Source organism: Streptomyces sp. NRRL S-455, from assembly GCF_000717875.1.
Taxonomy (GTDB): Bacteria; Actinomycetota; Actinomycetes; order Streptomycetales; family Streptomycetaceae; genus Streptomyces.
In genome coordinates this window covers 201,383-226,186 of record NZ_JOCT01000018.1, presented here as the reverse complement: position 1 = coordinate 226,186, position 24,804 = coordinate 201,383, and the positions used below count along the sequence as shown (strand labels likewise).

General features: G+C 71.7%; 26 protein-coding genes and 1 tRNA gene. 12 read left to right on the top strand and 15 right to left on the bottom strand.

Features of this window, described 5'->3' with window-relative positions; genetic code table 11:
- Positions 1–10: 10 nt before the first annotated feature.
- Positions 11–604 (top strand): TetR/AcrR family transcriptional regulator, encoded by a 594-nt coding sequence (locus IE97_RS0123820; protein ID WP_030244140.1) that lies wholly within the window; start codon positions 11–13, stop codon positions 602–604.
- 176 nt (positions 605–780) lie between these two features.
- On the opposite strand, the gene IE97_RS0123815 is transcribed toward IE97_RS0123820, so the two are convergent.
- The gene (locus IE97_RS0123815) at positions 781–1,995 is read right to left on the bottom strand and encodes an acyl-CoA dehydrogenase (protein WP_030244138.1); all 1,215 of its coding nucleotides are present in this window, start codon (positions 1,993–1,995) and stop codon (positions 781–783) included.
- A 5-nt stretch (positions 1,996–2,000) separates the two neighbouring features.
- Complete coding sequence (locus IE97_RS0123810) at positions 2,001–3,035, bottom strand: phosphotransferase family protein (RefSeq protein ID WP_030244137.1); 1,035 nt, start codon at positions 3,033–3,035, stop codon at positions 2,001–2,003.
- Between the two features lie 199 nt (positions 3,036–3,234).
- On the opposite strand from IE97_RS0123810, the gene IE97_RS0123805 reads away from it, so the two are divergent.
- Positions 3,235–4,179, top strand: a complete 945-nt coding sequence (locus IE97_RS0123805) for an NADP-dependent oxidoreductase (RefSeq protein WP_030244134.1) — start codon at positions 3,235–3,237, stop codon at positions 4,177–4,179.
- Positions 4,180–4,546: 367 nt separating this feature from the next.
- Here the strand turns inward: IE97_RS0123805 and IE97_RS0123800 are convergent, their stop codons facing one another.
- From IE97_RS0123800 to IE97_RS0123785, 4 genes are read right to left on the bottom strand one after another with little or no spacing between them, the layout of a single operon-like run.
- On the bottom strand, positions 4,547–4,882 hold the full coding sequence (locus IE97_RS0123800; protein WP_030244132.1) for a DUF202 domain-containing protein: 336 nt from the start codon (positions 4,880–4,882) through the stop codon (positions 4,547–4,549).
- Positions 4,879–5,271, bottom strand: coding sequence for a YidH family protein (locus IE97_RS0123795; protein ID WP_030244128.1), 393 nt, complete (start codon positions 5,269–5,271; stop codon positions 4,879–4,881). Before IE97_RS0123795 ends, IE97_RS0123800 begins: the two co-directional genes overlap by 4 nt.
- 47 nt (positions 5,272–5,318) lie before the next feature.
- Entirely contained in the window at positions 5,319–5,831 is a 513-nt protein-coding gene (locus IE97_RS0123790) for an NUDIX hydrolase (RefSeq protein ID WP_030244120.1), read from the bottom strand.
- 42 nt (positions 5,832–5,873) lie between these two features.
- Positions 5,874–6,779 (bottom strand): DMT family transporter, encoded by a 906-nt coding sequence (locus IE97_RS0123785; protein WP_030244117.1) that lies wholly within the window; start codon positions 6,777–6,779, stop codon positions 5,874–5,876.
- Between the two features lie 364 nt (positions 6,780–7,143).
- Here IE97_RS0123785 and IE97_RS0123780 point away from each other — a divergent pair, with 364 nt between their 5' ends.
- The 4 genes from IE97_RS0123780 to IE97_RS0123765 all read left to right on the top strand — a co-directional run bounded on the left by IE97_RS0123780 (position 7,144) and on the right by IE97_RS0123765 (position 11,103).
- Positions 7,144–8,094 carry a hypothetical protein gene (locus IE97_RS0123780; RefSeq protein ID WP_030244115.1) on the top strand — a complete coding sequence of 317 codons (951 nt, stop codon included), beginning with the start codon at positions 7,144–7,146 and terminating at the stop codon, positions 8,092–8,094.
- Between the two features lie 35 nt (positions 8,095–8,129).
- Complete coding sequence (locus tag IE97_RS0123775) at positions 8,130–9,668, top strand: APC family permease (RefSeq protein ID WP_030244113.1); 1,539 nt, start codon at positions 8,130–8,132, stop codon at positions 9,666–9,668.
- An 87-nt stretch (positions 9,669–9,755) separates the two neighbouring features.
- Entirely contained in the window at positions 9,756–10,505 is a 750-nt protein-coding gene (locus IE97_RS0123770) for a molybdopterin-dependent oxidoreductase (protein WP_420706132.1), read from the top strand.
- On the top strand, positions 10,489–11,103 hold the full coding sequence (locus IE97_RS0123765; RefSeq protein WP_030244108.1) for a cytochrome b/b6 domain-containing protein: 615 nt from the start codon (positions 10,489–10,491) through the stop codon (positions 11,101–11,103). The genes IE97_RS0123770 and IE97_RS0123765 overlap by 17 nt, the downstream gene beginning before the upstream one ends.
- Before the next feature lie 74 nt (positions 11,104–11,177).
- On the opposite strand, the gene IE97_RS0123760 is transcribed toward IE97_RS0123765, so the two are convergent.
- From IE97_RS0123760 to IE97_RS0123745, 4 genes are read right to left on the bottom strand one after another with little or no spacing between them, the layout of a single operon-like run.
- Positions 11,178–12,209, bottom strand: coding sequence for an L-idonate 5-dehydrogenase (locus tag IE97_RS0123760; protein ID WP_030244105.1), 1,032 nt, complete (start codon positions 12,207–12,209; stop codon positions 11,178–11,180).
- Positions 12,210–12,226: 17 nt separating this feature from the next.
- Positions 12,227–12,991 carry an SDR family oxidoreductase gene (locus IE97_RS0123755; RefSeq protein ID WP_030244103.1) on the bottom strand — a complete coding sequence of 255 codons (765 nt, stop codon included), beginning with the start codon at positions 12,989–12,991 and terminating at the stop codon, positions 12,227–12,229.
- Positions 12,992–13,001: 10 nt separating this feature from the next.
- The gene (locus IE97_RS0123750) at positions 13,002–14,399 is read right to left on the bottom strand and encodes a gluconate:H+ symporter (protein WP_030244101.1); all 1,398 of its coding nucleotides are present in this window, start codon (positions 14,397–14,399) and stop codon (positions 13,002–13,004) included.
- 49 nt (positions 14,400–14,448) lie between these two features.
- Positions 14,449–14,967 (bottom strand): gluconokinase, encoded by a 519-nt coding sequence (locus IE97_RS0123745; protein ID WP_030244098.1) that lies wholly within the window; start codon positions 14,965–14,967, stop codon positions 14,449–14,451.
- 137 nt (positions 14,968–15,104) lie between these two features.
- Between IE97_RS0123745 and IE97_RS0123740 the strand changes: the two genes are divergently transcribed.
- On the top strand, positions 15,105–15,806 hold the full coding sequence (locus IE97_RS0123740) for a FadR/GntR family transcriptional regulator (protein WP_030244096.1): 702 nt from the start codon (positions 15,105–15,107) through the stop codon (positions 15,804–15,806).
- Positions 15,807–15,813: 7 nt separating this feature from the next.
- Here IE97_RS0123740 and IE97_RS0123735 read toward each other — a convergent pair whose 3' ends face one another.
- On the bottom strand, positions 15,814–16,188 hold the full coding sequence (locus IE97_RS0123735; protein WP_030244094.1) for a YchJ family protein: 375 nt from the start codon (positions 16,186–16,188) through the stop codon (positions 15,814–15,816).
- Positions 16,189–16,251: 63 nt separating this feature from the next.
- Positions 16,252–16,336, bottom strand: a tRNA-Leu gene (locus IE97_RS0123730).
- 195 nt (positions 16,337–16,531) lie between these two features.
- Here IE97_RS0123730 and IE97_RS0123725 point away from each other — a divergent pair.
- The 3 genes from IE97_RS0123725 to IE97_RS0123715 all read left to right on the top strand — a co-directional run bounded on the left by IE97_RS0123725 (position 16,532) and on the right by IE97_RS0123715 (position 19,252).
- Positions 16,532–17,857, top strand: a complete 1,326-nt coding sequence (locus IE97_RS0123725) for a M20/M25/M40 family metallo-hydrolase (RefSeq protein ID WP_030244091.1) — start codon at positions 16,532–16,534, stop codon at positions 17,855–17,857.
- A gap of 149 nt (positions 17,858–18,006) precedes the next feature.
- A complete protein-coding gene (chpH, locus tag IE97_RS0123720) occupies positions 18,007–18,240 on the top strand; it encodes a chaplin ChpH (RefSeq protein ID WP_030244089.1) in 234 nt (77 codons plus the stop codon).
- 139 nt (positions 18,241–18,379) lie between these two features.
- Positions 18,380–19,252, top strand: a complete 873-nt coding sequence (locus IE97_RS0123715; RefSeq protein ID WP_030244087.1) for a chaplin family protein — start codon at positions 18,380–18,382, stop codon at positions 19,250–19,252.
- A 76-nt stretch (positions 19,253–19,328) separates the two neighbouring features.
- Here IE97_RS0123715 and IE97_RS0123710 read toward each other — a convergent pair whose 3' ends face one another.
- A complete protein-coding gene (locus IE97_RS0123710) occupies positions 19,329–19,517 on the bottom strand; it encodes a DUF5703 family protein (RefSeq protein ID WP_030244084.1) in 189 nt (62 codons plus the stop codon).
- A gap of 47 nt (positions 19,518–19,564) precedes the next feature.
- Here IE97_RS0123710 and IE97_RS0123705 point away from each other — a divergent pair, with 47 nt between their 5' ends.
- Positions 19,565–20,278 carry a hypothetical protein gene (locus IE97_RS0123705; protein ID WP_030244082.1) on the top strand — a complete coding sequence of 238 codons (714 nt, stop codon included), beginning with the start codon at positions 19,565–19,567 and terminating at the stop codon, positions 20,276–20,278.
- A 67-nt stretch (positions 20,279–20,345) separates the two neighbouring features.
- On the opposite strand, the gene IE97_RS0123700 is transcribed toward IE97_RS0123705, so the two are convergent.
- A complete protein-coding gene (locus tag IE97_RS0123700; RefSeq protein WP_063752212.1) occupies positions 20,346–22,580 on the bottom strand; it encodes a helix-hairpin-helix domain-containing protein in 2,235 nt (744 codons plus the stop codon).
- On the bottom strand, positions 22,577–23,563 hold the full coding sequence (locus IE97_RS0123695) for an aldo/keto reductase (RefSeq protein WP_030244077.1): 987 nt from the start codon (positions 23,561–23,563) through the stop codon (positions 22,577–22,579). Before IE97_RS0123695 ends, IE97_RS0123700 begins: the two co-directional genes overlap by 4 nt.
- 159 nt (positions 23,564–23,722) lie before the next feature.
- On the opposite strand from IE97_RS0123695, the gene IE97_RS0123690 reads away from it, so the two are divergent.
- Complete coding sequence (locus IE97_RS0123690) at positions 23,723–24,778, top strand: LLM class F420-dependent oxidoreductase (protein ID WP_030244075.1); 1,056 nt, start codon at positions 23,723–23,725, stop codon at positions 24,776–24,778.
- The last annotated feature ends 26 nt before the right edge of the window (positions 24,779–24,804 follow it).

Sequence of the window (24,804 nt, the reverse complement as noted above, 5' to 3'; positions counted from 1 at the left end):
GGTGGCGGCAGTGCCCAGGACCACGGACTCGGACGGCACTCCCGTGCCTCAGCGGCTCCTGGCCGCCGCCACCCGGCTCTTCGCCGAGCAGGGCTACGACCGCACCTCGGTGCAGGAGATCGTCGAGGCGGCCGGAGTCACCAAGGGTGCGCTCTACCACTACTTCGGCTCCAAGGACGACCTCCTGCACGAGGTGTACGCCCGCGTGCTGCGCATCCAGCAGGAGAGACTGGACGCCGTCGCGGACGCCGACGAGCCGGTGGAGAAGCGCCTGCGGGCCGCCGCCGCGGACGTCGTGGTGACGACCATCGACAACCTCGACGACGCGATGATCTTCTGGCGCTCCATGCACCACCTCAGCCCCGAGAAGGACAAGCAGGTGCGCGCGGAGCGCCGCCGCTACCACGAACGCTTCCGCGCGCTGGTCGAGGAGGGCCAGGAGTCGGGCGTCTTCTCCAAGACGACCCCGGCGGACCTGGTCGTGGACTACCACTTCGGCTCGGTCCACCACCTGTCGACGTGGTACCGGCCGGACGGGCCGTTGACCCCCCAGCAGGTAGCCGACCACCTGGCCGACCTCCTGCTGCGCGCCCTGCGCCCGTAACCAAGGGGTTCCGCCCCTGGGGCCACATCCAGCCCGTCCGGCGCTTGAGGACGAGGCCGTTCAGGCCGAAGGGGGGTCTGGGGGCGCAGCCCCCCAGCGGGGCCGGAGGGGCAGCGCCCCTGGGATGGGACGGGAAGGGGCGGCGGGGGCGAAGAACCCCCACCGCCGGCCCCCGGTCACAGGTACTTCTTCAGCTCCCGCCGAGCCAGCGACCGCTGATGCACCTCATCGGGCCCGTCCGCGATCATCAGAGTGCGCGCCCCGGCGTACAGCTCCGCCAGCGGGAAGTCCTGACTCACCCCGCCCGCACCGTGCAACTGAATCGCCCGGTCGAGAATCTCCACCACCGCCCGAGGCGTCGCGATCTTGATGGCCTGGATCTCGGTGTGCGCCCCCTTGTTCCCCACCGTGTCCATCAGCCAGGCCGTCTTCAGCACCAGCAGCCGCAACTGCTCCACGGTCACCCGCGCGTCCGCGATCCAGTTGTGCACCACCCCCTGCTGAGCCAGCGCCTTCCCGAACGCCGTCCGCGACACCGCCCGTTGGCACATCAGCTCGATCGCCCGCTCCGCCATGCCGATCAGCCGCATGCAGTGGTGGATGCGCCCGGGACCGAGCCGCGCCTGCGCGATCGCGAAACCGCCGCCCTCCTCACCGACCAGGTTCGACACCGGCACCCGCGCGTCGTCGAAGATCACCTCGGCGTGCCCGCCGTGGTAGTGGTCCTCGTAGCCGAACACCTGCATCGCCCGCTTGACGGTGACGCCGGGAGTGTCACGCGGCACCAGCACCATGGACTGCTGACGGCGGATGTCCTCCCCATCCGGGTCCGTCTTGCCCATCACGATGAAGATCTTGCAGTCGGGGTGCATCGCCCCGGAGATGTACCACTTGCGGCCGGTGATGACGTACTCGTCGCCGTCCCGCGCGATGTGGGTCGTGATGTTGGTGGCGTCCGAGGAGGCCACCTCCGGCTCGGTCATCGCGAACGCCGAGCGGATCTCGCCAGCCAGCAGCGGCTCCAGCCACTGCTTGCGCTGCTGCTCGTCGCCGAACTGCGTCAGCACCTCCATGTTGCCGGTGTCGGGCGCCGCGCAGTTCGTCACCGTCGGCGCCAGCTGCGGGGAGCGGCCCATGATCTCGGCGAGCGGCGCGTACTGGAGGTTCGTCAGGCCCGCCCCGTACTCGGAGTCCGGCAGGAAGAGGTTCCACAGGCCCTGCCTGCGTGCCTCGGCCTTCAGCTCCTCCACCACGGGCACCGTCTCCCACGGGGAGGCCAGCCGCTCGCGCTGCTCGTGCGCGACGGCCTCGGCCGGATAGACGTACTCGTCCATGAAGGCGAGGAGCTTGGCGCGCAGCTCTTCGGTGCGCGCGTCGAAAGCGAAGTCCATGTGGATCAGCCCTCCTGGAGGCCTTCGTGGAGCGTGGTCAGTCCGTGCCGGACGAAGACGGGCACGAGGTCGCCGATGCGGTCGAAGCCGTGCCCGACCGTCTGGCCCAGCGTGTAGCGGTAGTGGATGCCCTCGAGGATCACGGCGAGCTTGAACCAGGCGAACGCCGTGTACCAGGAGACCGCGGAGACGTCGCGCCCCGAGCGCGCGGCGTACCGCTCGATGAGTTCGGACGGCGCCGGATGCCCGGGGGCCTCGGCGGTCGTGGAGACGGGGGAGTCGGGCATGGCGAGCGGCATGCTGTACATCACCAGCAGGCCGAGGTCGGTGAGCGGGTCACCGAGGGTGGACATCTCCCAGTCGAGGATCGCCTTGATCCGGTCGTCGGCGCCGATGAGGACGTTGTCCAGGCGGTAGTCGCCGTGCACGACGGCCGGCGCGGGGGAGCGGGGCAGGTCCCGGCCGAGCGCGGCGTGCAGTTCGTCGATGCCGTCCAGGTCGCGGTTGCGGGAGGCGTCCAGCTGCTTGCCCCAGCGCCGCAGCTGCCGGTCCAGGAAGCCCTCAGGCCGGCCGAAGTCGGCGAGCCCCACCTCGACCGGGTCCACCGCGTGCAGCTCCACCAGCGTGTCCACCAGGTTCAGCACCGCGCCCCGGGTCCGCTCCGGGCCGAGCGGGGCGAGCTGGTCGGCGGTCCGGTAGGGGGTGCCCTCGACGAACTCCATGACGTAGAACGGCGACCCGAGCACCTCCTCGTCCTCGCACAGCAGCACCGGCTCCGGTACCGGCACGGCCGTCGGGTGCAGTGCGCTGATCACCCGGTGCTCGCGCTTCATGTCGTGCGCGGTGGCCAGCACATGACCGAGCGGAGGCCGCCGTACGACCCACCGGGAGGTGCCGTCGGAGACCGCGTAGGTGAGATTCGACCGTCCGCCCTCGATCAGCCGGCCGGACAGCGGGCCGGTCACCAGGCCGGGCCGCTCCCGTTCGAGCAGGCCGCGCAGCCGGTCGAGATCGAGTCCGGGCGGATGGTCGGGGCTCATGTGTCACTCCTACAGGCAGGTGAACGGTTCCCGACTCATGATGCCGACCGGTCGGTATGTAGTCCAGAGTGGGACACGAACGTGATCGGAGCCACGATAGGCCGACGGCGTCGGCGGTGCGGCGCCGGGGAGTGTCCGGCCGGTTCGTTCAGGCCATTCCGGGTTGCGTGGCACGCGGGGAGCCCGGAAGGTCGGACCCATGAAGGCCATCAGCTACTCACGGTACGGCGGTCCAGAGGTGCTGGCTTTCGGGGAGGTCCGCGACCCGAAGGTCGGCCCCGACTCGGTGCTGGTGAAGGTGCGGGCCGCGGCCGTGAACCCCGTCGACTGGAAGGCCCGTGAGGGCTACCTCGAGCCCCTCTTCGAAGCCGCCTTTCCCGTGGTGCCCGGCTGGGACGTCTCGGGCGTCGTCGTACGAGCCGGCGTGGCCGTCTCGGAGTTCGACGTCGGGGACGAGGTCATCGGGTACGTGCGCGAGGACTTCCTCTCCCGCGGCACCTTCGCCGAGTACGTGGCCGCGCCGCTGCGCACCCTCGCGCGCAAACCGCGCAACCTCTCCTTCGAGGAGGCGGCGGGTCTGCCGCTGGCCGGGCTCACCGCCTACCAGGTGCTGATCAAGAGGCTGCGGGTGCGGCGGGGCGAGACGATCCTGGTGCACGCCGCGGCCGGGGGCGTCGGCTCGCTCGCCGTGCAGCTCGGGGTCCATCTCGGCGCCCGGGTGATCGGCACGGCGAGCGAGTCCAACCACGACTTCGTGCGCAGTCTCGGCGGGGAGCCGGTGACGTACGGCGACGGCTTGGGCGATCGGGTGCGGGGGCTGGCGTCGGAGGGCGTGAACGCGGTGTTCGACACGGTCGGTGGGGACGCGCTGAAGGTCTCGGCGAACCTGCTGGCCCCCGAGGGCCGCCTGGTGTCGATCGCCGACGGCGATGTCGTGACCTACGGCGGCCGCTACTACTTCGTCCGCCCCGACCCCGAGGATCTGCAGCACTTGTCCGAACTGGCCGAGCAAGGCGTCGTGAGCGTGCACGTCTCCGAGACGTTCCCCCTGGAGCGGGCTGCGGACGCGCACCGGCTGAACCAGGAGGGGCGGACCCGCGGCAAGATCGTCGTGACGGTGGACTGGGAGGCGGAGAGCGCGTAGCGCCGCCGACGGTGACCGTGTGGCCGCCGCCACCGGGCCGTGTGGCCTGCTTCGGGCCGCCTGCCCGGGAGCCGTGAGCCGGCTGCCCGGCCCCGCAGCGCGGTCTGCCTGGAGGGCCAGTGTGGCCTCGCACGCCGCCATGGCCACCGTGCCCAGCACCGCGGCCGTGGCGTGCCGGGTGAGCACGATGCCGGACTGGTGGAGGCCGCCGCCCCTGTACTGGCCGTGTGGCCGCCGCCCCCGGATTGACCGTGTGGCCGCCGGCCCTGGACCGACCGTGGCCGCCGCCACCGGACCGCGTGGCCTGCTTCGGGCCGCCTGCCCGGGAGCCGTGAGCCGGCTGCCCGGCCCCGCAGCGCGGTCTGCCCTAGAGAACCAGCGCTGCCCCGCACGCCGCCATGGCCACCGTGCACAGCACCGCGGCCGTGGCGTGCCGGGGTGAGAACGCCGCCGGGCTGGCGGAGGCGGAGAGGGTGCGGATTCGACGGTGGGCGACGCTCAGGAAGCCCAGCCACAGCGCGCAGCACAGGGCGCACGCCACGATCCCTGGCGCCGACGCCCCGCCGTGCAACGCGGCCCTCACGGCGAGCACGGCGGCCACCGTGCTGGAGAGTGTCGTACGCCGCCACGCGAGGCGGGTCCGCTCGGGCTGGAGCCCGGGGTCGCGGTCGGGGTCCCGCGGCACGCTCTCCCGTGCGCTCACCCCTCCCACCCCACGAGCACCACGACGACCATGGCGAGAGCCACGACCGCGACGACGAGGCTCAGTACCGCGGGGAACCGGGACACCGGCAGATCCTCGCCCCGGCGCATGGCCCGTTCGCAGCGCACCCAGTGGTTGACCGCCCGCAGTGAGCAGAGCACGCCCGCGGCCAGCAGCGCGAGAGCCAGCCCCACCCGCCAGCCCCAGCGCAGGTCCGGCAGGAACTGGTCCACCGCGAAACCGCCGCCGATCAGCGCGAGCGCGGTGCGCAGCCAGGCGAGGAAGGTGCGCTCGTTCGCCAGTGAGAACCGGTAGTCGGGCGTCTCGCCGTCCCGCCGGATCTCGGCGGGCGCGAACCACAACCGGACGTTCCGTACGAACTCGATCACGTGCGCGACCCTACCGGCACGCCGTCCGCGGCCCCGGCGCCGGCCGCTCAGTCCATCGGCCGGAGCGCCGTGAGCCGCTCGTACGCCGCCAGTCCGTCCGGCACCCACTCCCAGTCCCGCAGCCGCCGCCGCACCTCGTCCTCGGACAGGAAGTCGTGCCAGGCGATCTCCTCGGACTGCGGCCGGACCGGAAGCTCGCAGGTGACCTCGTACACCGCCGACCACCAGCTCCGGCCCGCGCCGTCGTCGTAGAGGAACTTGAAGAGGTACCGGGGGCGTGGCAGTCCGGTCACGCCGAGTTCCTCCTCGGCCTCGCGCAGCGCCGCCGACTCGTAGGTCTCGCCCGCGCCGACCACTCCGCCGACGAACATGTCGTAGAGGGAGGGAAAGACCAGCTTGGTCGGCGTCCGCCGGTGCACGAAGATCCGGCCCTCGGCGTCCCTGGCCAGGATGAACACACAGCGGTGGCGCAGGCCCCCGGCGTAGGCCTCGCCCCGGGGAGACTGCCCGATGACCTGGTCGTGCTCGTCGACGATGTCGAGGATCTCGTCAGCGCTCATGCCGTCATCCAAGCAGGGCGCTCTCGCGGGCGGGAGGAGGCCTCACGACGACTGGGGCTGCGGCTGCAGTCGTCCCACGTGTGCCGGCTCCGCCGATCCCGTCGGCATGGCCGGGTGCATGCCCAGCATCATGATCCCGGCCACCACGGCCAGGAGGCCGCCCGCCTCCCAGGACAGGGCCACCGCGTCGGTCCGCAGCCGGTCGCCGAGGAAGCCGACGCCGCAGATGATCCCGGCGAGCGGCTGGGCCGCGGTCAGCGCGGGCAGCGACTTGCGCAGGGACGCGGTCTCGAAGGCGCTCTGCACGAGGAGCAGGCCGGTGATGCCCAGTGCGATGACCGCGTAGGGCTGCCAGCCGGTGAACAGTTCGGCGAAGCCGCCCTCGGAGAACTTCTGGCCGCTCACCCGGGTCAGCGCGTCCTGCACGCCGTACAGCAGCCCGGCGGCCAGCGCCAGCAGCACGGGTCCGGAGCTCAGGCGGGAGCGCTTCGCGTGCGTCGTGAGCAGCAGGGCGAGTCCGGTCATGGCGCCGATGATCACCCATTGCCGCGTGGGATCGGCTGTCGCGGTGCCGCCCTGCGGCTGGCCCGCCACGATGAACGCGGTCACCCCGCCCGCCAGCAGAAGCAGGCCCGCCCAGCCCTGGCGGCCCAGCGGCTGCCGGGTCTGCCTGCGGGACAGCGCGAGCGCGAAGAGCAGGTTCGTCGCCAGGAGCGGCTCCACCAGCGACAGCTCGCCCTGCCCCAGTGCGGCGGCGCCCAGCGCCATGCCCGCCACCATCAGCGCGATACCGGCGAGCCAGCGCGGCACCTTCACCAGGTCGACGAGCAGCCGGAAGGACAGGAAGTCGTTGAGCGGGGCGCGCTGGGCCGCGTTCTGCTGCAGGACGAAGCCGAAGCCCAGACAGCAGGCAGCACTCACGGCGAGCACCAGGACTAGAACCGACACGCGGTGTACCTCGATGAATCAGGTCGGGTCACGGTTGCGTAAGGGCCGACTGTACCGGCCGGCTCCGCCCGGCGCGCCCGTACGTCAGGCCATCGTGCGGGGCGGTTGCCACCCTGCACTATGACGTACGTCACAAAGGGCGAAAAGGAAAAATCGGATGGACGTCACCGTGCTCTCCTGGCCCCCGCTGATCACGGGAACCTCACAAGTGGCAGCAGTTGACGCGTGTAACGCCCTGGCGGCCCTTGACGCCAACCGTTGGCTGAGGGTTGGCTGTGTGTGATCAGTTCATGGCATTGCGCACACCGCGCTCCATCGACCGCCGTGAGCCGAAACACCAGAAGAGCGCGTGAGGAAGTCCGCGGTGCCCCCACCCCCGCCTCCCCTCGGCCGTGGCCGCAGACGTGCGTCACAGGCCTTCGACGAGGCCCTCGACGACGCCGACCTCGCCGCCGCGCGCGCCGCACTGGCGCAGGGCCGCTGGCAGAACGCCCGTTCGCTGCTCGTGCACACCGGAGACGACTGGGACCGGCGCTGCCACCGCGTCACGGTCCTCGCGCGGGAGTCCTACTGCGCCGCGTGGGCCCGCGAGTGGCTGCTCGCCGAACCCGAGTCCGCCGACGCCTCCGTCCTGCTGGCCCTCGCCCTGGTCCGGCGCGTGCTGCACGGCAAGGGCAAGCCGGCCGGCGCCCGCGAGGCCTGCATGACGGCCGCCGCGCGCCTCCCCGCCGACCCCACACCCTGGCTCGGCCTGCTCATGCTGGAGTGCGCGGTCGGCACCGACCAGGACGTGGTCCGGACGTTCGAGCAGGTCCGCGCGCGGTACGCCGACCACCATCATGCCCATCACCTGATGGTCGCCCGGCTCGCCGGACGCCGCCCCGAGGCCGGCCCGGACCCGCTCCACGAGGTCTACGACTTCGCCGCCTGGGCCGCCGAACAGGCACCGGCCGACTCCCCGCTCGCCATCCTGCCGGTCATCGCCCACGCCGAGCGCTATCGCGTCCTGGCCGCCGCCGGGCACGAACCCGCCGATCCGTCCGCCTCCGGCCACTGGACCGGCCGCCGTGCCCGGCAGGTGATGAAGGCCGCCTTCGACTGGTGGCTGGAGTGGGAGCTCGAAGGCCATCCGCGCCGGCTGATCGACCTCAACTTCCTCGCCCACGCCAAGTACTGCGAGGGGCGGGGCGCCGAGGCCGCCGCCCTGTTCCACCGGATCGGCCGGCACGCCACCCCGGCGCCCTGGTCGTACCCGGACCGCGACCCGCACACCGCCTTCGCCGCCGCCCGGGCCGGCGCGCTCGGCACCGCCTGACACCCCCGTATCCCAGAGATGAGGACGCTCTCCCGATGACCACGGACAGTCCGAGCACGAGCACGTCCGCCGCCGGCGGCGGCATCAGTACGTTCAAGGGGCAGGAGCGAGCCCTGCGCGCCGACCGCCTCGGCACCGGGGGACTCCTGCTCTCCGTCCTCGCCGCGACCGCCCCGCTCATGGTGGTCGCGGGTGTCATGCCCACCACCTTCGCGGTGATGGGCATCGTCGGCCAGCCGCTGCTCTTCGTCGTCCTCGGTGTCGTCCTGATCCTCTTCAGCGTCGGCTACGCCGAGATGAGCCGCCACGTCCACAACGCGGGCGCCTTCTACGCGTACATCTCCCGCGGCCTCGGCGGCACCGCCGGCGCGGGCGCCGCCCTGGTCGCCCTCGTCGCCTACAACGCGCTCCAGGTCGGCATCTACGGGATCTTCGGCTTCGAGGTCTCCGGGCTCTTCGCCACCTACGCCGACATCGAGGTCGCCTGGTGGATACCGGCCCTCGTCGCCGCGCTCGGCGTCGGCCTGCTGGGCTGGCTGAAGATCGACGTCAACGCACGGGTGCTCGGCGTACTGCTCGTCATCGAGGTGCTCCTCGTCGTGATCTTCGACATCGCCGCCCTCGCCGACCCCGCCAAGGAGGGCCTGTCGCTGCACGCCTTCAACCCCGACACCCTCACCGGCGCGGGCGTCGGCACCGCGCTGTGCTTCTGCATCGCCGCCTTCCTCGGCTTCGAGCAGGCCCCCGTCTACGCCGAGGAGACCAGCCGCCCGCATGTCCTGGTGCCGCGCGTGATGTTCCTCGCCGTCGGCGGCGTCGCCGTGTTCTTCGCCCTGAGCAGCTGGGCCCTCACCGTCGCCACCGGCCCCTCCGCGATCGTCGGCACGGCCCAGAAGCAGAGCGCCGGACTGCTGTTCTTCCTCACGGAGTCCCGCCTCGGCGGCACCTTCACCGACGTCCTGCACGTCCTGTTCGTCACCGGCATGTTCGCCGCCCTGCTCAGCTTCCACAACGTCGTCGCCCGGTACGCCTTCGCCATGGGCCGCGAGGGCCTGCTGCCCGCCGCCTTCGGCCGTACCAGCGGCAGCAGCGGCGCCCCAGGCACCGGCTCGCTGCTCCAGAGCGTGGTGTCCGTGGTGATCGTCGTCGCCTTCGCGATCGCCGACGACAAGCCGGTCGGCGACCCGACCGCGCCCGTCCTGCACCTGTTCACCTGGTTCGGCAACATCGGCGCCCTCGGCGTGATCGTGCTGATGGCGGCGGCCTCCCTGTCGGTCGTCGTCTTCTTCGTCCGCCGCGGCGCCGCCGGCGCCCAGGCCTGGCGGCTGGTCACCTCCGCGCTGGCGGGCCTCGCCCTGGTCGTGATCGCCGGATACACGGTGAAGGACTTCGAGGTGCTCGTCGGCGCCGGCCCCGGCTCCGCCCTGAGCTGGGTGCTGCCCGGCACCATCGGGCTCGCCCTGGTCGCCGGCCTGGTCCTCGGCCTGGTGCTGCGCGCCCGCGCCCCCGAGAAGCACGCCCGCATCGGCCTCGGCAACGAGGCGTTCCAGCTGGACAAGGCGGCCTCGTCCTGAGGCGGCCGGCGCAAGAAGTGGTTACGGAAGTCTGACGAGCACCCGCGATCCCTGTCGCACGGGGGTCGCGGGTGTTCGAATGAGAACGTGGACGAGGACGTATACAAGGGTGTGAACGACGCCCACCCCGAACAGCGGGGCACCCCGGTCGGCCGCCGCGTCTTCCTCGGCACGCTCGGTCTGGGCGCCCTCGGCGTGGTCGCCGCGCCCACGCTGCAACGCGGCCTGGAGGGATTCCTCGGCGGCGCCGCCGACAAGGACCCCACCGGCCTCACCGGACTGCTTCCCAACGGCGGCGGCTTCCGCTACTACTCCGTGGCCTCGTCCGTCCCGCGCAAGAACGCCGACACCTACCGCCTGAAGGTCGACGGCCTGGTCGACCACCCCACCACCTACACCCTGGCCGACCTCGAGGCCCTCCCGCAGACCCGCATGGTCCGCGACGTCCAGTGCGTCACCGGCTGGCGCGTCCCCGACACCCCCTTCGAGGGCGTACGCCTCTCCCGCCTGCTGGACGCGGCAGGGGTCCGCCCCACCGCCAGGGCCATCCGCTTCACCTGCTTCGACGGCACGTACACCGAAAGCCTCACCCTTCGTCAGGCCCGCCGCGCGGACGTCCTGGTCGCCCTGCGCATGCAGGACAAGGACCTCGGCCACTCCCACGGCGGCCCGGTCCGCCTCTACGTGGCGCCCATGTACTTCTACAAGTCCGCCAAGTGGCTCTCCGGCATCACCGTCACCGACGAGGTACGGCCGGGCTACTGGGAGGAGCGCGGCTACGACATCGACGCCTGGGTCGGCCGCTCGAACGGACGCGACGATGAGCCCACGAGCTGACACCACGTCCGGTGTCAGGCGCTTCAGCCGGACCGAGCGCTGGGTGCACCGCACGACAGCCGCCCTGATGGGCGTCTGCGTGCTCACCGCGGCCTGTCTCTACGTCCCCCCGCTCGCCGAACTCGCCGGCCGCCGCGCCCTGGTCGTCACCCTGCACCAGTGGTCCGGCCTCGCACTGCCCGTCCCCGTCCTGGCAGGCCTCGCCTCCCGCGCCTTCCGTGCTGACCTCGGCCGCCTCAACCGCTTCGGCCCGCACGACCGCACCTGGCTGCGGGCCGCCCTGCACCGCGACAAGCGCCACGAGTCCCGCCCGGCCGGCAAGTTCAACGCCGGCCAGAAGATCTATGCGGCCTGGATCGCCGGCGCCACCGTCGTCATGCTCGCCACCGGCCTCATGATGTGGTTCACCCACCTCACCCCCCTCGTCTGGCGCACCAGCGCGACCTTCGTCCACGACTGGCTGGCCCTCACCATCGGCATCGTCCTGGCCGGCCACATCGGCATGGCCCTGGCGGACCCGGAGGCCCGCAAAGGCATGCGCACGGGCGAGGTGAGCCGAGAGTGGGCGGACAGACAGCACTCGTTGTGGCGCCCGTAGCCATCGGACCTCAGGGGTGCGGGGTACTGCGCTACAGCCACAGCCCACCCGCAGCCGCCCGCCGACAACAGCCCCTACGGCGCCGAGGCGAAGTCCAACAGCACCTTGCAGGACCGACTCCGGTCAGCCGCCAGCACGAACGCCGACTCGGCCTCCCGCACGGGAACCACCGCACTGACCAGACCGTCGAACACCGGCTCCACCGCCAGCAACCCCAACGCCTCGTCAAACTCCGTATCGAAGCGGAACGCCCCGCGCAGCTCGATCTCCCGGCTCACCACGAGGTTTCCGGCAAACGAGCTCTGTCCCGGCGGCAACATCCCCAGCTGCACCACGACTCCGCCCCTGCGCACCCGCCGCAGACACGCGTCGAGCCCCGCGGCCACCCCGGACGCCTCGATCGCCACATCCACCTCACCGGGCCACCCGGCGTCGTCCGGATCGTCGGCCCGCACCGTCACGTCGGCCCCGGCGACCCGGGCGTATTCCAGAGCCTCCGGCACCAGGTCCGTGACGGTCACACGCGAGGCCCCGGCCGCCTTCGCCGCCGCGACCACCAGACACCCGATGGGCCCGGCACCGGTCACCAGCACCTGCCGCCCCGCCACCTCGCCGGCCCGCCGCACCGCGTGCAGGGCGACGGACAACGGTTCGGCCAGCGCGGCCCGCCGCAGCCCGAGCCCCTCCGGCAGGGCCCGCACCTGCTCACCCGGCACGACCACATGAGCCGCGAATCCCCCCTGCACATGCGGGAACCGTGCCGCACTGCCGAGATACCGCGTGTCCCCGCAGACGTTCCGCCGCCCGTCCCCGCACTCCGGACACACACCGCACGGGGTCGCCGGATGCACGGCCACAGCGGTACCCGGAGCCGGCCCCGAAGCGCCGGGACCGTACTCCACCACGGTCCCCACCACCTCGTGCCCCAGCACCATCGGCTCCCGGAGCCGGAAGTCACCGACCCCGCCGTGCCGCCAGTAATGCAGATCGGACCCGCACACCCCGCCGTACCGTACGGCGACCAGCGCCTGCCCCGGCCCGGGCACCGGCACCGGCAACTCCGCGACCCGGAGATCGCCCTGACCGTGGATCACACAACCCAGCATCACAGCCTCCCGGCCGGTCACAGCACGCTCGTCATGCCGCCGTCGACGTACAGCACCTGCCCGCTGACGAAGTCCGCGGCGGGAGAGGCGAGGAACAGCACCCCGCCCACCAGGTCCCGCGTACGGCCCCAGCGCCCGGCCGGGGTGCGCCGCCGCACCCATGCGCTGAACTCCTCGTCCTCGACGAGCGGCTGGGTCAGCTCGGTCTCGATGTAACCCGGGCCGAGCCCGTTGACCTGCACGCCGCTGGGACCCCAGTCCGCGCACATGCCCTTGGTCAGCATCTTCAGCGCGCCCTTGGTGGCGGCGTACGGCGCGATCCCGGGCCGTACCACCTCGCTCTGCAGCGAGCAGATGTTGATGATCTTGCCGTGGCCGCGCTCCGTCATCCGGCGCGCCGCCTCACGGCCGACCAGGAAGGCACTGGTCAGGTTGGTGTCCAGGATCCGGTGCCAGTCGGAGTCGGTGAACTCCAGCAGCGGCGCCCGCAGTTGCATGCCCGCGTTGTTGACGAGAATGTCGAGCGGGCCCACCCGCTCCTCGACGTCCGCGATGCCGTCCGCCACGGACGGCCCGTCGGTCACGTCGAACGCCGCCGTGCGCACCGTGCCGCCGGGCAGTCCGGCGGCGGCCTCGGCGAGCCGGTCCTTGTCGCGTCCGTTCAGGACGACGGTGCAGCCGGCCTCGGCGAGACCACGGGCCAGGGCCAGTCCGATGCCCCGGCTGGAGCCGGTCACCAGGGCGGTGCGGCCGCTGATGTCGAAGAGAGGGTGAGCCGTCATCGCGTAACTCCTAGATCACCAGGGACAACAGCAGGACGATGCCGCCGGCGACCACCGAGATGATCGTCTCCATGACGGACCAGGTCTTGATGTTCTGGCCGACACTCAGCCCGAAGTACTCCTTCACCATCCAGAACCCGGCGTCGTTGACATGGCTGAAGAAGAGCGAGCCGGCGCCGATGGCCAGGACGAGGAGGGCGGCGTGCGTGGTCGACATGTCGGCCGCGAGCGGGGCGACCAGACCGGCCGCCGAGACCGTCGCCACCGTCGCCGAGCCGGTCGCCAGCCGGATCGCCACCGCGATCAGCCAGGCCAGCAGCAGCGCCGGGATCGACCAGTCCTTCGAGATGTCCAGGACCATCCGGCCCACCCCGGTGTCGATCAGCGTCTGCTTGAAGCCGCCGCCCGCGCCGACGATCAGCAGGATGCCCGCGATCGGCGCGAGGCTCTTCTCGACGAGCGGCGATATCCGCTCCTTGTGGAACCCGGCGGGCCGCAGCAGCGTGAAGATGCCGACCAGTACCGAGGCGAGCAGCGCGATCATCGGGGCGCCGATCACGTCGAAGACGCGCTGGACCAGGTTCTCCGGGTCGTCGATGACGATGTCGACGAGCGCCTTGGCCAGCATGAGGATCACCGGCAGCAGGACCGTGAACAGCGTGGCACCGAAGCCGGGGCGCTTCTCGAGGTCTTCCGACGCACGCTGCGGAATCATGCGCTCCGGGGCGGGGACGTCCACCCAGCGGGCCGCGTACTTCGAGAACACCGGACCGGCGATGATCACGGTGGGTATGGCGACGAGGACACCGAGGGCCAGCGTCACGCCGAGATCGGCCCCGACCGCGTCGATCGCGACCAGCGGACCGGGGTGCGGCGGCACCAGGCCGTGCATCACGGACAGGCCCGCGAGCGCCGGGATGCCGATCCGCATCAGCGAGTAGTTGCCGCGCTTGGCGACCATCAGGACCACCGGGATCAGCAGCACGATGCCGACCTCGAAGAACAGCGGCAGTCCGATCACGGAGGCGATCAGCACCATCGCCCAGGGCATCGACCGCCCGCCGGCCTTGGCGAGGATCGTGTCCACGATCTGGTCGGCACCGCCGGAGTCGGCGAGCATCTTGCCGAGGATCGCCCCGAGGGCGATCAGCACACCGACACCGGCGACCGTGGTGCCGAGTCCGGTGCTGAAGCTGAGGAGCACCTTGTCCAGCGGCGCCCCGGCGATCGCGCCCAGCGCCAGCGACCCGATGGTCAGCGACAGGAAGGCGTGCAGCTTGAACTTGGTGATGAGCAGGACGATGACGGCGATGCCCGCCAGGACGGCGATGCCCAGCTGAGCGTGGCCGGCCGAGGTGATCGGCTCGGGTGCGTCCGCTGCCAGCATCTCGACGCTGAGTCTGGTCACGGGGTGGGTTCCCTTGCGTTGGGGAGTAGGGGACGGGTCCCGTCAGGGGCTACTGGGCGGGCTCGGGGAGGTCCTCCAGGGCGAACGCCGCCCGCTGGGTGATCTCCTCCGGGCTGCCCGAGACGTCCACCACGACCCCCGCCTCGTCCGCCTCCAAGGGCTGGAGCGTGGCGAACTGGGAGTCGAGCAGCGCTGTGGGCATGAAGTGCCCCTGCCGGTGCGACATCCGGTCCTCGATCAGCGCACGGTCACCCGCGAGGTGCACGAAGACCACGCCGGGCGCGGCGGCCCGCAACCGGTCGCGGTACGACCGCTTCAGCGCCGAGCAGCTGACCACCCCGCCGAGCCCGGCCCGCCCGTGCGCCCACGCGCCGATGGCGCCCAGCCAGGGCCGGCGGTCCTCGTCGGTGAGCGGGGTCCCGGCCGACATCTTGGCGATGTTGGCCTGCGGGTGGAAGTCGTCGCCCTCGGCGTAGGGAACGCCGAGCCGGGCCGCGAGCAGGGGACCGATGGTGGTCTTGCCGGTGCCGGCGACGCCCATGACCACGACGACGTGGGGGGTGTTCATCGCTGCCTCACTGTCTGCTGTCTCCGTCGACACGTGATGTCGACGCAACTGAAACCCATTAGGTACGACGAATTCAAGGGACCGGACCAAATAAGTCTGACTTTTTGCCTCCGTGATCTACCCCGTACGCTGAGTGCATGACCACACCGGGCCGGGGGCTGCACGGCCATGTTCTGGACACCCTCGGCCCCGAGATCACGGCGGGTGAGTACCCGCCGGGCAGTGTCCTGCGCACGGACGAACTGGCCCAGCGTTTCGACGTCTCACGCTCCGTGATGCGCGAGGCGGTCCGCGTCCTGGAGTCCATGCACCTGGTCGAGTCACGCCGCCGCGTCGGCGTGACGGTGCGGCCGAAGTCGCAGTGGAACGTCTACGACCCGCAGGTCATCCGCTGGCGCCTGGCGGGCAAGGACCGCCCCGGGCAACTGCGCTCCCTCACTCTGCTGCGCTCCGCCGTCGAACCGGTCGCGGCCGGCCTCGCCGCCCGGCACGCCACCTCGGAGCAGTGCGCCGAACTCACCGAGTGCGCCCTCGGCATGGTCGCCAATTCACGCGGTCACAAGCTCGAGGAGTACCTCGTCCACGACGTCGCCTTCCACCGCGTCATCCTCGACGCCTCCGGCAACGAGATGTTCGCCCGCCTCGGCGACGTCGTCGCCGAGGTCCTGGCCGGCCGCACCCATCACGACGTGATGTTCGAGGACCCCGACCCGGCAGCCGTCACCCTGCACGTCCAGGTGGCCGAGGCCGTGCGCGCGGGCGACGCGGCCCGGGCGGAGGAACTGACCCGCGAGATCACGGTCGGCGCCCTCCAGGAACTCGACATCCTGGCGCCGTGAGGCCCGGCTACGCCGGGAAGTCCCCGTCGACGTAGACCCACGCCCCGTCCACCCGCTCGAACCGGCTCCGCTCGTGCAGCGTCCCGCCCCGGTACGACGCCCGGAACTCCACGGTCCCGGTGGTGTGGAACGCTGTCCCGTCACTCGTGTGCAGGATCTCCAGCCCGGTCCACCGCATCCCTGGATCGAGCTCCAGCCGCCCGGGCCGTGTCCGCGGATGCCACGTCCGCAGCAGGTAGGCGACGTCCCCCTTCACGAAGGCGCAGTACCGCGACCGCATCAACGCCTCTGCGGTCGGCGCGGCGGCGGAGGCGGAGTGGTAGCGCCCGCAGCACGCCTCGTAGGTGCCGGGCAGTCCGCACGGGCAGGAACGGCTGGTCATGGTCACCCTTCCGCGACAACGCCTGAGGGCCGTGACCTCGCGGTCACGGCCCTCAGCTTCATGTGTCCGAGGGGGGACTTGAACCCCCACGCCCGATAAAGGGCACTAGCACCTCAAGCTAGCGCGTCTGCCATTCCGCCACCCGGACAAGGTGTCTGTCGCGCGGGTTCTCCCCGCGGCGACGACGTAAACATTACCAGGCTTTCAGGGGTGACCGATCACCCCCCACCCGGCCCCGGCCGGGCGTGAACGACGTGTGACGGGCCGGGAGCGCTCTTGGGGAGCGCGCCGCGGAGAGGGAGGATGTGGGGGACCCACCAGCAGTGACAGCGGGAGGAAGCACGTGAGCGAGACGGACACGGCCAGGAGCGTCACCGGCGAGGACGAGGTCGTGGACCTCTGCCGCGAGCTGATCCAGATCGACACCAGCAACTACGGCGACCACTCGGGTCCGGGCGAGCGCAAGGCGGCGGAGTACGTCGCCGAGAAGCTGGCCGAGGTCGGGCTCGAACCGCGGATCTTCGAGTCCCATCCGGGCCGCGCCTCCACGGTGGCCCGGATCGAGGGCGAGGACCCCTCCCGGCCCGCGCTCCTCATCCACGGCCACACCGACGTCGTACCGGCCAACGCGGACGACTGGACCCACCACCCCTTCTCCGGCGAGATCGCCGACGGCTGCGTGTGGGGTCGCGGGGCCGTCGACATGAAGGACATGGACGCGATGACCCTCGCGGTCGTACGGGACCGCCTGCGCAGCGGGCGCAAGCCCCCGCGTGACATCGTCCTCGCGTTCCTCGCGGACGAGGAGGCCGGCGGCACGTACGGGGCCCGCCACCTCGTCGACAACCACCCGGACCTCTTCGAGGGGGTCACGGAGGCGATCAGTGAGGTGGGCGGATTCTCGTTCACCGTGAGCGAGCAACGGCGGCTGTACCTGATCCAGACGGCCGAGAAGGGCATGCACTGGATGAAGCTCACCGTGGCCGGCACCGCCGGTCACGGGTCGATGATCCACCGGGACAACGCCATCACCGAGCTGTCGGAGGCCGTCGCGCGGCTGGGCCGGCACAAGTTCCCGGTGCGGGTCACCAAGACCACCCGCGCCTTCCTCGACGAGCTCGGTGACGCCTTCGGCACCGAGCTGGACCCGGAGGACATGGAGTCGACCCTGGCCAAGCTCGGTGGCATCGCCAAGCTCATCGGCGCGACCCTGAGCAACACGGCCAACCCCACGCAGCTCGGTGCCGGGTACAAGGTCAACGTCATCCCGGGCGAGGCGACCGCCCATGTCGACGGCCGGTTCCTGCCCGGGTTCGAGGACGAGTTCCTGGCCGACCTCGACCGCATCCTCGGCCCGAAGGTGCGGCGTGAGGACGTCCATGCCGACAAGGCCGTCGAGACCACCTTCGACGGGAAGCTCGTGGAGGCGATGCAGTCCTCGCTGCTGGCCGAGGACCCGACGGCCAAGGCGATCCCCTACATGCTCTCCGGCGGGACGGACGCGAAGTCCTTCGACGACCTGGGCATCCGGGGATTCGGCTTCGCACCGCTGAAGCTGCCGCCGGAGCTGGACTTCGCCGGCATGTTCCACGGCGTGGACGAGCGGGTGCCGGTCGACGGCCTGAAGTTCGGCGTGCGGGTGCTCGACCGGTTCATCGATGCTTCCTGAACCGGACAAGGGAAACGCCGGTATTCGGTCGAGCGTGCGAGATCGACTGGGAAGGGTGAATGTGACCATAAGCTCGTAGCCTCATTACTCCCTCCTCGTTACAGGTAATGCGATCGCAAGATGGGTCGCTTTGCCAACTAGGAGGAATAATGATCAAGAAGGTCGTCGCTGCTGCGGCTGCTACCGGTGGGCTCGTTCTCGCGGGCGCGGGCATGGCCGTCGCCGACTCGGGTGCCCAGGGTGCCGCTGTGCACTCCCCGGGCGTCGTGTCCGGCAACGTCATTCAGGTGCCCGTTCACGTCCCGGTGAACGCCTGCGGCAACACGGTCTCCGTGATCGGGCTGCTGAACCCCGCCTTCGGCAACACCTGCATCAACAAGTGATGCTTCCCCCTCTCTGAGGGGAGTTCCAAGCCATCGGTCCCGGAGCGCGTGCCATGTGCTCCGGGACCGAACGCTTCTTTGAGGAATTCAAGACGAATTCGAGAAGAATTCGAGCAAGGTCGAAGGCAGGTACTCAGCAATGCGACAGGTCACCCGCAAGGGTCTGATGACCGTGGCGGCCGCGACCGGCGTGCTCGCCGCCGCGGGCGGCGCGGCTCACGCCGACTCGGGCGCCCAGGGCGCCAGTTCGGGCTCGCCCGGCGTGCTGTCCGGGAACACGGTGCAGGCGCCGGTGCACGCGCCGGTCAATGTCTGCGGCAACACGGTCAACGTGATCGGGGTTCTCAACCCCTCGGTCGGCAACGCGTGCGCCAACAAGGGTGGCGGTTCGTCCTCGGGGGAACACGGCGCGCAGGGCGGACACGGCGGCTCGCACGCCGGCGGACACGCCACCGACTCGCCAGGCGTCGGCTCGGGCAACCACGTCCAGGTACCGATCCACGTGCCGGTGAACGTCTGTGGCAACACCGTCGACGTCATCGGCGTCGGGAACCCCAGCACGGGCAACGGCTGCGGGAACGGCGGTTCCGGCGGGCAACGCACCGACCCGCCCGGCGGCGGCCACGAGAACCCCGGACAGCCCGGTAACCCTGGCAATCCGGATAACCCTGGCAATCCGGGTGACCCCGGCACCCCCGGCAACCCGGGCGACCCGGATAACCCCGGGGACCCCGGAACCCCCGGGGACCCTGGCAGCCCTGAGGAGCCCGGTCAGCCCGGCCAGCCCGGTCAGTCGGGCACCCCGGGCACGCCGCCCGGCACCGGCGACGAGACGCCGGGCGGTTTCTCGGACGGCAACAAGCCGGGCGGCCAGTTCGTCACCGAGCCCAAGGGCGATGCCCAGCTCGCGAGCACCGGCACCGACCTGCCGCTCGGGCTCGCCCTGCCGGCCGGCGCCGGAGCGCTGCTGGCGGGCGCGATCCTCTACCGCAAGGCCCGCGCCTCGGCCTGATCCCCGGTGAACGGAGCGGGCCCCGCCGTGGCGGGGCCCGCTCCGTAGGTGCCTTCCTCCCGTGCGCCGTCTCAGCTCACCACGTGGCCCGCACCTGGCGGATGATCCGCCGGCGCAACCGCACCCTGCGGCTGCCGTCGCGGAGCAGGCTCAGACGGTACAACTCCCAGTGTCCGTACTCGGCATGGTCCGTCAGCAGACGTGCCGTCTCCTTGCGGGAGACCCCGCGAGGTACGTACACGTCGACAAATTCGTATTCCGGCATCGCATCTATTGTGCGGGCTGGGGCCTGGTACGGATAGCGTCTGCACTATGTCTGATGCTGCGCAGCCCACCGCTGCCGAGGTACGCGCCGCCGCCGAGGCGGTCAAGACCGCGCTCGACCGCCACCTGGCCGCGGTCGAACGCAGGTCGGGGGAGGACGACCCGGCCGTCTACGAGGCGTTCAACCAGCTGGCCGCGGCCGCAGAGGTGTACGACGAACTGCTCTATGACCGTTACGACGAGGTCACACCCTTCGAGATCCCCGGTGCGGAGGACGCGCTGCCCCCGTACAACGGGCCTGAGGAACCGAACGCGCTGAGCGTACTGATCCGCCGCGACTACGCGGTGGCGGAGCCGCAGCGGCTGCTGGCACACGCTCAGCGGATCGAGGCCGCGGAGGGCGAGGACGGCCCGGCCGCCTCCGGGACGGTCCACGGCGCGCTCGGACTCCTCTTCGGCGAGTTCGAACCCGACGAGATCGCCTCCCGGCACAAGGAGTTCGGGCTGGAGGAGGGCGACTCCACGCTCTGGGTGACAGCGGCGGACGAACCCGCGGAGCCCGGCGAGTGGCTGGAGGCGCCGTTCGAGCAGGTCGATCCGCAGCAGGTGGTCTGCCGCTTCGACGTCAGCGCCGTCTTCGACGACGACATCGACGACGGCGTCGATGACGACGACGATGACGAGACCGAGGAGACGGACGACTTCGACAGCGACCTCGACGAGGACGAGGACCTGGAGCCACTGGACGTGGACCGCCGCTGAGCGCGGACGTCAGCCACCACGTGGGGGGGTGGTCACGGGCCGGACCCGTGACCACCCCCCACGTCATTCACCCAGCCACCTGCGGGGCGAGCAGCACGGGAAGGCGGGTCGTCCGGGGCTTGGCCGGAACCTCGGCCACGGCCTTCGGCAGTGCCTGCTCCACGCCGTGCACGACGGACAGATGGCGGTCGGCCCGCCCGAACGCCGTGTACACCCACGGCCGGCTGAGGGCCTGCGCCGCGTCACCGGGCAGCACCACGACCACCGCGGGCCAGCGGCTCCCCACGGCCTGGTGCGCGGTCAGCGCCCACCCGTGCCGAACGGACTGTTCCACCCGTTCCTTCGGTACGACGACGGCCTCGCCCCCGCACGACAGGTGCAGCCCCTCGGCGTCCGCCGTCACCACACGACCTGGAAGCACCCGCCCGGGAACGGGGGAGTGGACGACCCGGTCACCGGGGTCGAAGCCGCCGAAACGGCCCGGGCCCGGGTTGAGCCGCTCCTTCAGCGCCGCGTTGAGCGCACGCGTACCGACGGCGCCACCGTGCCCCGGTGTGATCACCTGCGTCTCCTCGGCCGGGACACCGATCGCCCGCGGCACCGAGTCCACGACGAGCTGCACCGTCCGGTGCACCGCCTCACCGGCGTCCCGCACCGGCACGATCACGACCTCCTTGCCGGGGGCCTCGACCTGGTTCAGCTCGCCGATGCCGATACCGGAGACCAGCTCTCCCAGCGGCCCCGGGTCCGGCCGCCGCGAGGCGACCTGCGGGCAGATCCGCGCCGCGAGCAGGTCCGCGAACACCCGCCCAGGACCCACGGACCACAGCACTCCCGGGTCCCCGGCCAGCACCAGCCGCGCCCCGTCCGGCAGCGACTCCGTCAGCAGAGCCGCCGTCTCGACGTCCAGCTGCGGGGCGTCGAGCACGACGAGCAGATCGAGATCCAGCGCCCCGTCGGCATCCCGCCCGGGGCCTTCGAGACCGGAGAGCAGGCCCGCCACGGTGGCGACGGGGGAGTGCGCGGCCGGGGGCGGAGCGTCTGCGGCCACAGCGCGATCCGGCCTGTCCCCGGCCGTCGCACCGGGCGGCTCGGTGCCCGCCGCCTCGTTCGTCCCCGGGCCCGTCGGCCCGCCGGACCGCCCCAGCAGGGTCGCGAAGCGGTCGCGGCCGATCGGCCCGTGGGTGGCCGCCCAGGCACGCAGCCCGAGGGAGCGTGCGGCGTGCAGCAGCGCCGCCGGCTCTGCCAGCGACGCCTCCCCGCCGGTGTGCAGAACCAGACCGTGAGCGGCGACCGTGCGGATCAGCTCACCCGCCGACCCCTGGGCCGAGGCGGCGGCCCGCTCCCATTCCTCGGTCGAACCGTCCTGCTTGGGCGCCGAGTTGACCAGCCGGGCCAGACCGTCGGCGAGGCTCTCCTCCGCGAGTGCGTACCGCTCCAGCCCGACCAGCACACGGACCGGTCGTTCCTCGGCCTCCGCGTCCTCCTCCTCGGTCCGGGCCGGCGCCGCACCGGTCTCCTCCAGGGCGTCCTGGAAGACCAGCGCCTCGCCCTCCGCGATGGTGTCCTGCACGGCACGGTCCGGGTCCGGCACGCCCCGCTGGGCCAGGGCCGTCAGCAGGGCCGGCATCTCCAGGGCGGTGTGCCCGGCCAGCGCGGCCTGCTCCAGGAGCCAGACCGTGACGGCCCGGCCGCGCCGCTCGTCGTCCGGTCCGCACTCGGCGCCCAGCAGCGCCCGCGCGAACCCGTCCGCCTGCTCAGGGCGCACGCCGGCGATCCGCAGCAGCTGCCAGGGGTCCGCACGCAGCTGTTCGTCCGCACCCTCGCCGAGGGCCGCGGCCACCTGCGGCGCGAGCGCCTCGGGGGCACCGCCCTCGCCGAGCAGCCCCCGCACGGCACGCACCGTCTCCGGCGCGGGCGCCGCCGACGTGGCGACGGCCTCGGCGGTCACCGGCTGCGGTCGCCGCACCGGCTCCGGGGCGGAGCGCCGGGGAGCGGGCCCGGGCTCCGCGAGCACCGTGGCCGCCGGCTTCTCACCGCTCTCCACGGCCCGTACGGCCGCGAGCAGATCGGCGGCCTTGCCGCTCAGCTTCCCACCGCTCTCGACCGGTCCCTTCTTCTCGGCCTTCCGCCGCTCGATGCGCTCCCGCTCGGCCTGCTGAGCCCGCAGCTCGGCCTCCGCCTCGGACACCTGACCGGCATCGGGGGCGTCCGCCTCGGCCCCCTGGGTTGCCTCGGTTCCCGCACCACCGGTCGGCGTCCCCGGCTCGGCGTCCCCCGTGGTCTCCGGCTCCGTGCTCACAGCGTGCTCCAGTCGTGATCGGGATAGCGGTGCACAGGCGCCGACACGTCGTCGAGCGCCCGGCAGATCTCGTCAGGAAGACTAAGGTCCTCCACTGACAATGCCGCCGTGAGCTGCTGCGCGGTGCGCGCGCCGACGATGGGCGCGGCCACGCCCGGCCGGTCGCGGACCCAGGCCAGGGCCACCTGGAGCGGCGTCACCGCGAGACCGTCGGCCGCGGTCGTCACGGCGTCCACGATGCGGCTCGCCGTGTCGTCGAGGTACGGCGCGACGAACGGCGCGAGGTGCTCCGAGGCGCCACGCGAGTCCGGTGGCGTCTCGCCGCCCCGGTACTTGCCCGTCAGCACGCCACGTCCGAGCGGGGAGGACGGCAGCAGTCCGATGCCGAGGTCCAGAGCGGCCGGCAGCACCTCCCGTTCGACGCCGCGCTGGAGCAGCGAGTACTCCAGCTGTGTCCCGGCCAGCCGGGTCCGGGTGCCGGGGGCCGCCAGCTGCCAGGTCGCGGCCTTGGCCAATTGCCAGCCGCAGAAGTTGGACACGGCGGCGTAGCGGGCCCGGCCGCTGGCGACCGCGAGGTCGACGGCCTGCAGGGTCTCCTCCAGCGGCGTGTCCGGGTCGAAGGCGTGTACGTGCCAGAGGTCGACGTAGTCGGTGCCGAGCCGGGTGAGCGAGGCGTCCAGGGCCGAGAGCAGGTGTCCGCGGGAGGCGTCGAAGCGGCGGTCGGGGTCCGGCACACTGCCGGCCTTGGTCGAGATGACCAGGTCCCGGCGGGGCACCAGGCCGTCTATGAGCCTGCCGATCAGATACTCGACCTCTCCGTCGCCGTACACGTCCGCGGTGTCGACGAGAGTCCCGCCCGCTTCCCAGAACGTCTTCATCAGGTCCGCGGCGTCATGCTCGTCGGTGTCGCGTCCCCAGGTCAGGGTGCCGAGCCCGATCCGGGACACACGCAGGCCGGTGCGGCCGAGATGCCTCTGCTCCATGAACGCCGAGATTACTGGCCAGAGCCTTTCGTGTGAGGGGGCTGTGGACGACGGCTTTCCCGGCGGCGGCACGACTGCCCACAGCTGAGTGCCGCAGGCGACGACGCCGCGCTATGGTCTCCGGACAAGGCACGTTACTGATGGGTAAGGGGATGCGGCATGCAGCTCGGTATCAACCTCGGCTACTGGGGTGCCGGAATGGACGCGGACAATCTGGCCGTCGCCCAGGAGGCCGACCGGCTCGGATACGCCGTCTGCTGGGCCGCCGAGGCCTACGGTTCCGACGCCGCCACCGTCCTGAGCTGGGTCGCCGCCCAGACGGAACGGATCGACGTCGGCTCCGCCATCTTCCAGATCCCGGCCCGCCAGCCCGCCATGACCGCCATGACGGCCGCCACCCTCGACTCCCTCTCCGGCGGCCGCTTCCGCCTCGGCCTCGGCGTCTCCGGCCCGCAGGTCTCCGAGGGCTGGTACGGCGTCAAGTTCGACAAGCCGCTCGCCCGCACCCGCGAGTACGTCGAGATCGTCCGCAGGGCCATGACCCGCGAGCGGCTCGCCTACGAGGGCGAGCACTGGACCCTCCCCCTCCCGGGCGGCCCGGGCAAGCCCATCAAGCTGACCGTGCACCCGCAGCGCGAGCACATCCCCCTGTACATCGCCGCGATCGGCCCGAAGAACCTCGAGCAGACGGGCGAGATCGCGGACGGCGCGCTGCTGATCTTCCCCTCCGCCGACCACCTCGAGGACACCGCGATCACGTACCTGCGCGCCGGCCGCGAGAAGGCCGGCAAGACCCTCGACGGCTTCGACGTCTGCCCGACCCTGCCCCTCGCCGTCGGCGACGACAAGGACGTGACGTCGCTCGCCGACACGTTCCGTCCCTACACCGCGCTGTACGTCGGCGGCATGGGCAGCGCCAAGCAGAACTTCTACAACCAGCTCGCGCAGCGCATGGGGTACGAGAAGGAGGCCGCCGAGATCCAGCAGAAGTACCTGTCCGGGGACAAGCAGGGCGCCGCCGCCGCGGTCCCGCAGGACCTCATCGACAAGACCACCCTGCTGGGCTCCGTGGACCGGATCGCCGACCGGATGAAGGCCTATGCCGCCGCCGGGGTCACCACCCTCAGCCTGGCTCCGGCCGGTTTCACGCTCGAGGAGCGGCTCGCGTCCCTGCGGGCCGGCAGCGAGGCCCTGGAGCGCGCCGGGCTCGCGTAGGTTTCCGCGGCCGTGGTGGGGGCTCG

Bases quoted from the DNA above. Each gene is read 5' to 3' on its own strand.
- IE97_RS0123765 (WP_030244108.1), top strand. From the start codon at position 10,489: ATGAGCCCACGAGCTGACACCACGTCCGGTGTCAGGCGCTTCAGCCGG.
- IE97_RS0123740 (WP_030244096.1), top strand. From the start codon at position 15,105: ATGACCACACCGGGCCGGGGGCTGCACGGCCATGTTCTGGACACCCTC.
- IE97_RS0123735 (WP_030244094.1), bottom strand. From the start codon at position 16,188: ATGACCAGCCGTTCCTGCCCGTGCGGACTGCCCGGCACCTACGAGGCG.
- IE97_RS0123745 (WP_030244098.1), bottom strand. From the start codon at position 14,967: ATGAACACCCCCCACGTCGTCGTGGTCATGGGCGTCGCCGGCACCGGC.
- IE97_RS0123710 (WP_030244084.1), bottom strand. From the start codon at position 19,517: ATGCCGGAATACGAATTTGTCGACGTGTACGTACCTCGCGGGGTCTCC.
- IE97_RS0123715 (WP_030244087.1), top strand. From the start codon at position 18,380: ATGCGACAGGTCACCCGCAAGGGTCTGATGACCGTGGCGGCCGCGACC.
- IE97_RS0123790 (WP_030244120.1), bottom strand. From the start codon at position 5,831: ATGAGCGCTGACGAGATCCTCGACATCGTCGACGAGCACGACCAGGTC.
- IE97_RS0123775 (WP_030244113.1), top strand. From the start codon at position 8,130: ATGACCACGGACAGTCCGAGCACGAGCACGTCCGCCGCCGGCGGCGGC.
- IE97_RS0123695 (WP_030244077.1), bottom strand. From the start codon at position 23,563: ATGGAGCAGAGGCATCTCGGCCGCACCGGCCTGCGTGTGTCCCGGATC.
- IE97_RS0123755 (WP_030244103.1), bottom strand. From the start codon at position 12,991: ATGACGGCTCACCCTCTCTTCGACATCAGCGGCCGCACCGCCCTGGTG.
- IE97_RS0123690 (WP_030244075.1), top strand. From the start codon at position 23,723: ATGCAGCTCGGTATCAACCTCGGCTACTGGGGTGCCGGAATGGACGCG.
- IE97_RS0123815 (WP_030244138.1), bottom strand. From the start codon at position 1,995: ATGGACTTCGCTTTCGACGCGCGCACCGAAGAGCTGCGCGCCAAGCTC.
- IE97_RS0123705 (WP_030244082.1), top strand. From the start codon at position 19,565: ATGTCTGATGCTGCGCAGCCCACCGCTGCCGAGGTACGCGCCGCCGCC.
- IE97_RS0123760 (WP_030244105.1), bottom strand. From the start codon at position 12,209: ATGCTGGGTTGTGTGATCCACGGTCAGGGCGATCTCCGGGTCGCGGAG.
- IE97_RS0123810 (WP_030244137.1), bottom strand. From the start codon at position 3,035: ATGAGCCCCGACCATCCGCCCGGACTCGATCTCGACCGGCTGCGCGGC.
- chpH (WP_030244089.1), top strand. From the start codon at position 18,007: ATGATCAAGAAGGTCGTCGCTGCTGCGGCTGCTACCGGTGGGCTCGTT.
- IE97_RS0123805 (WP_030244134.1), top strand. From the start codon at position 3,235: ATGAAGGCCATCAGCTACTCACGGTACGGCGGTCCAGAGGTGCTGGCT.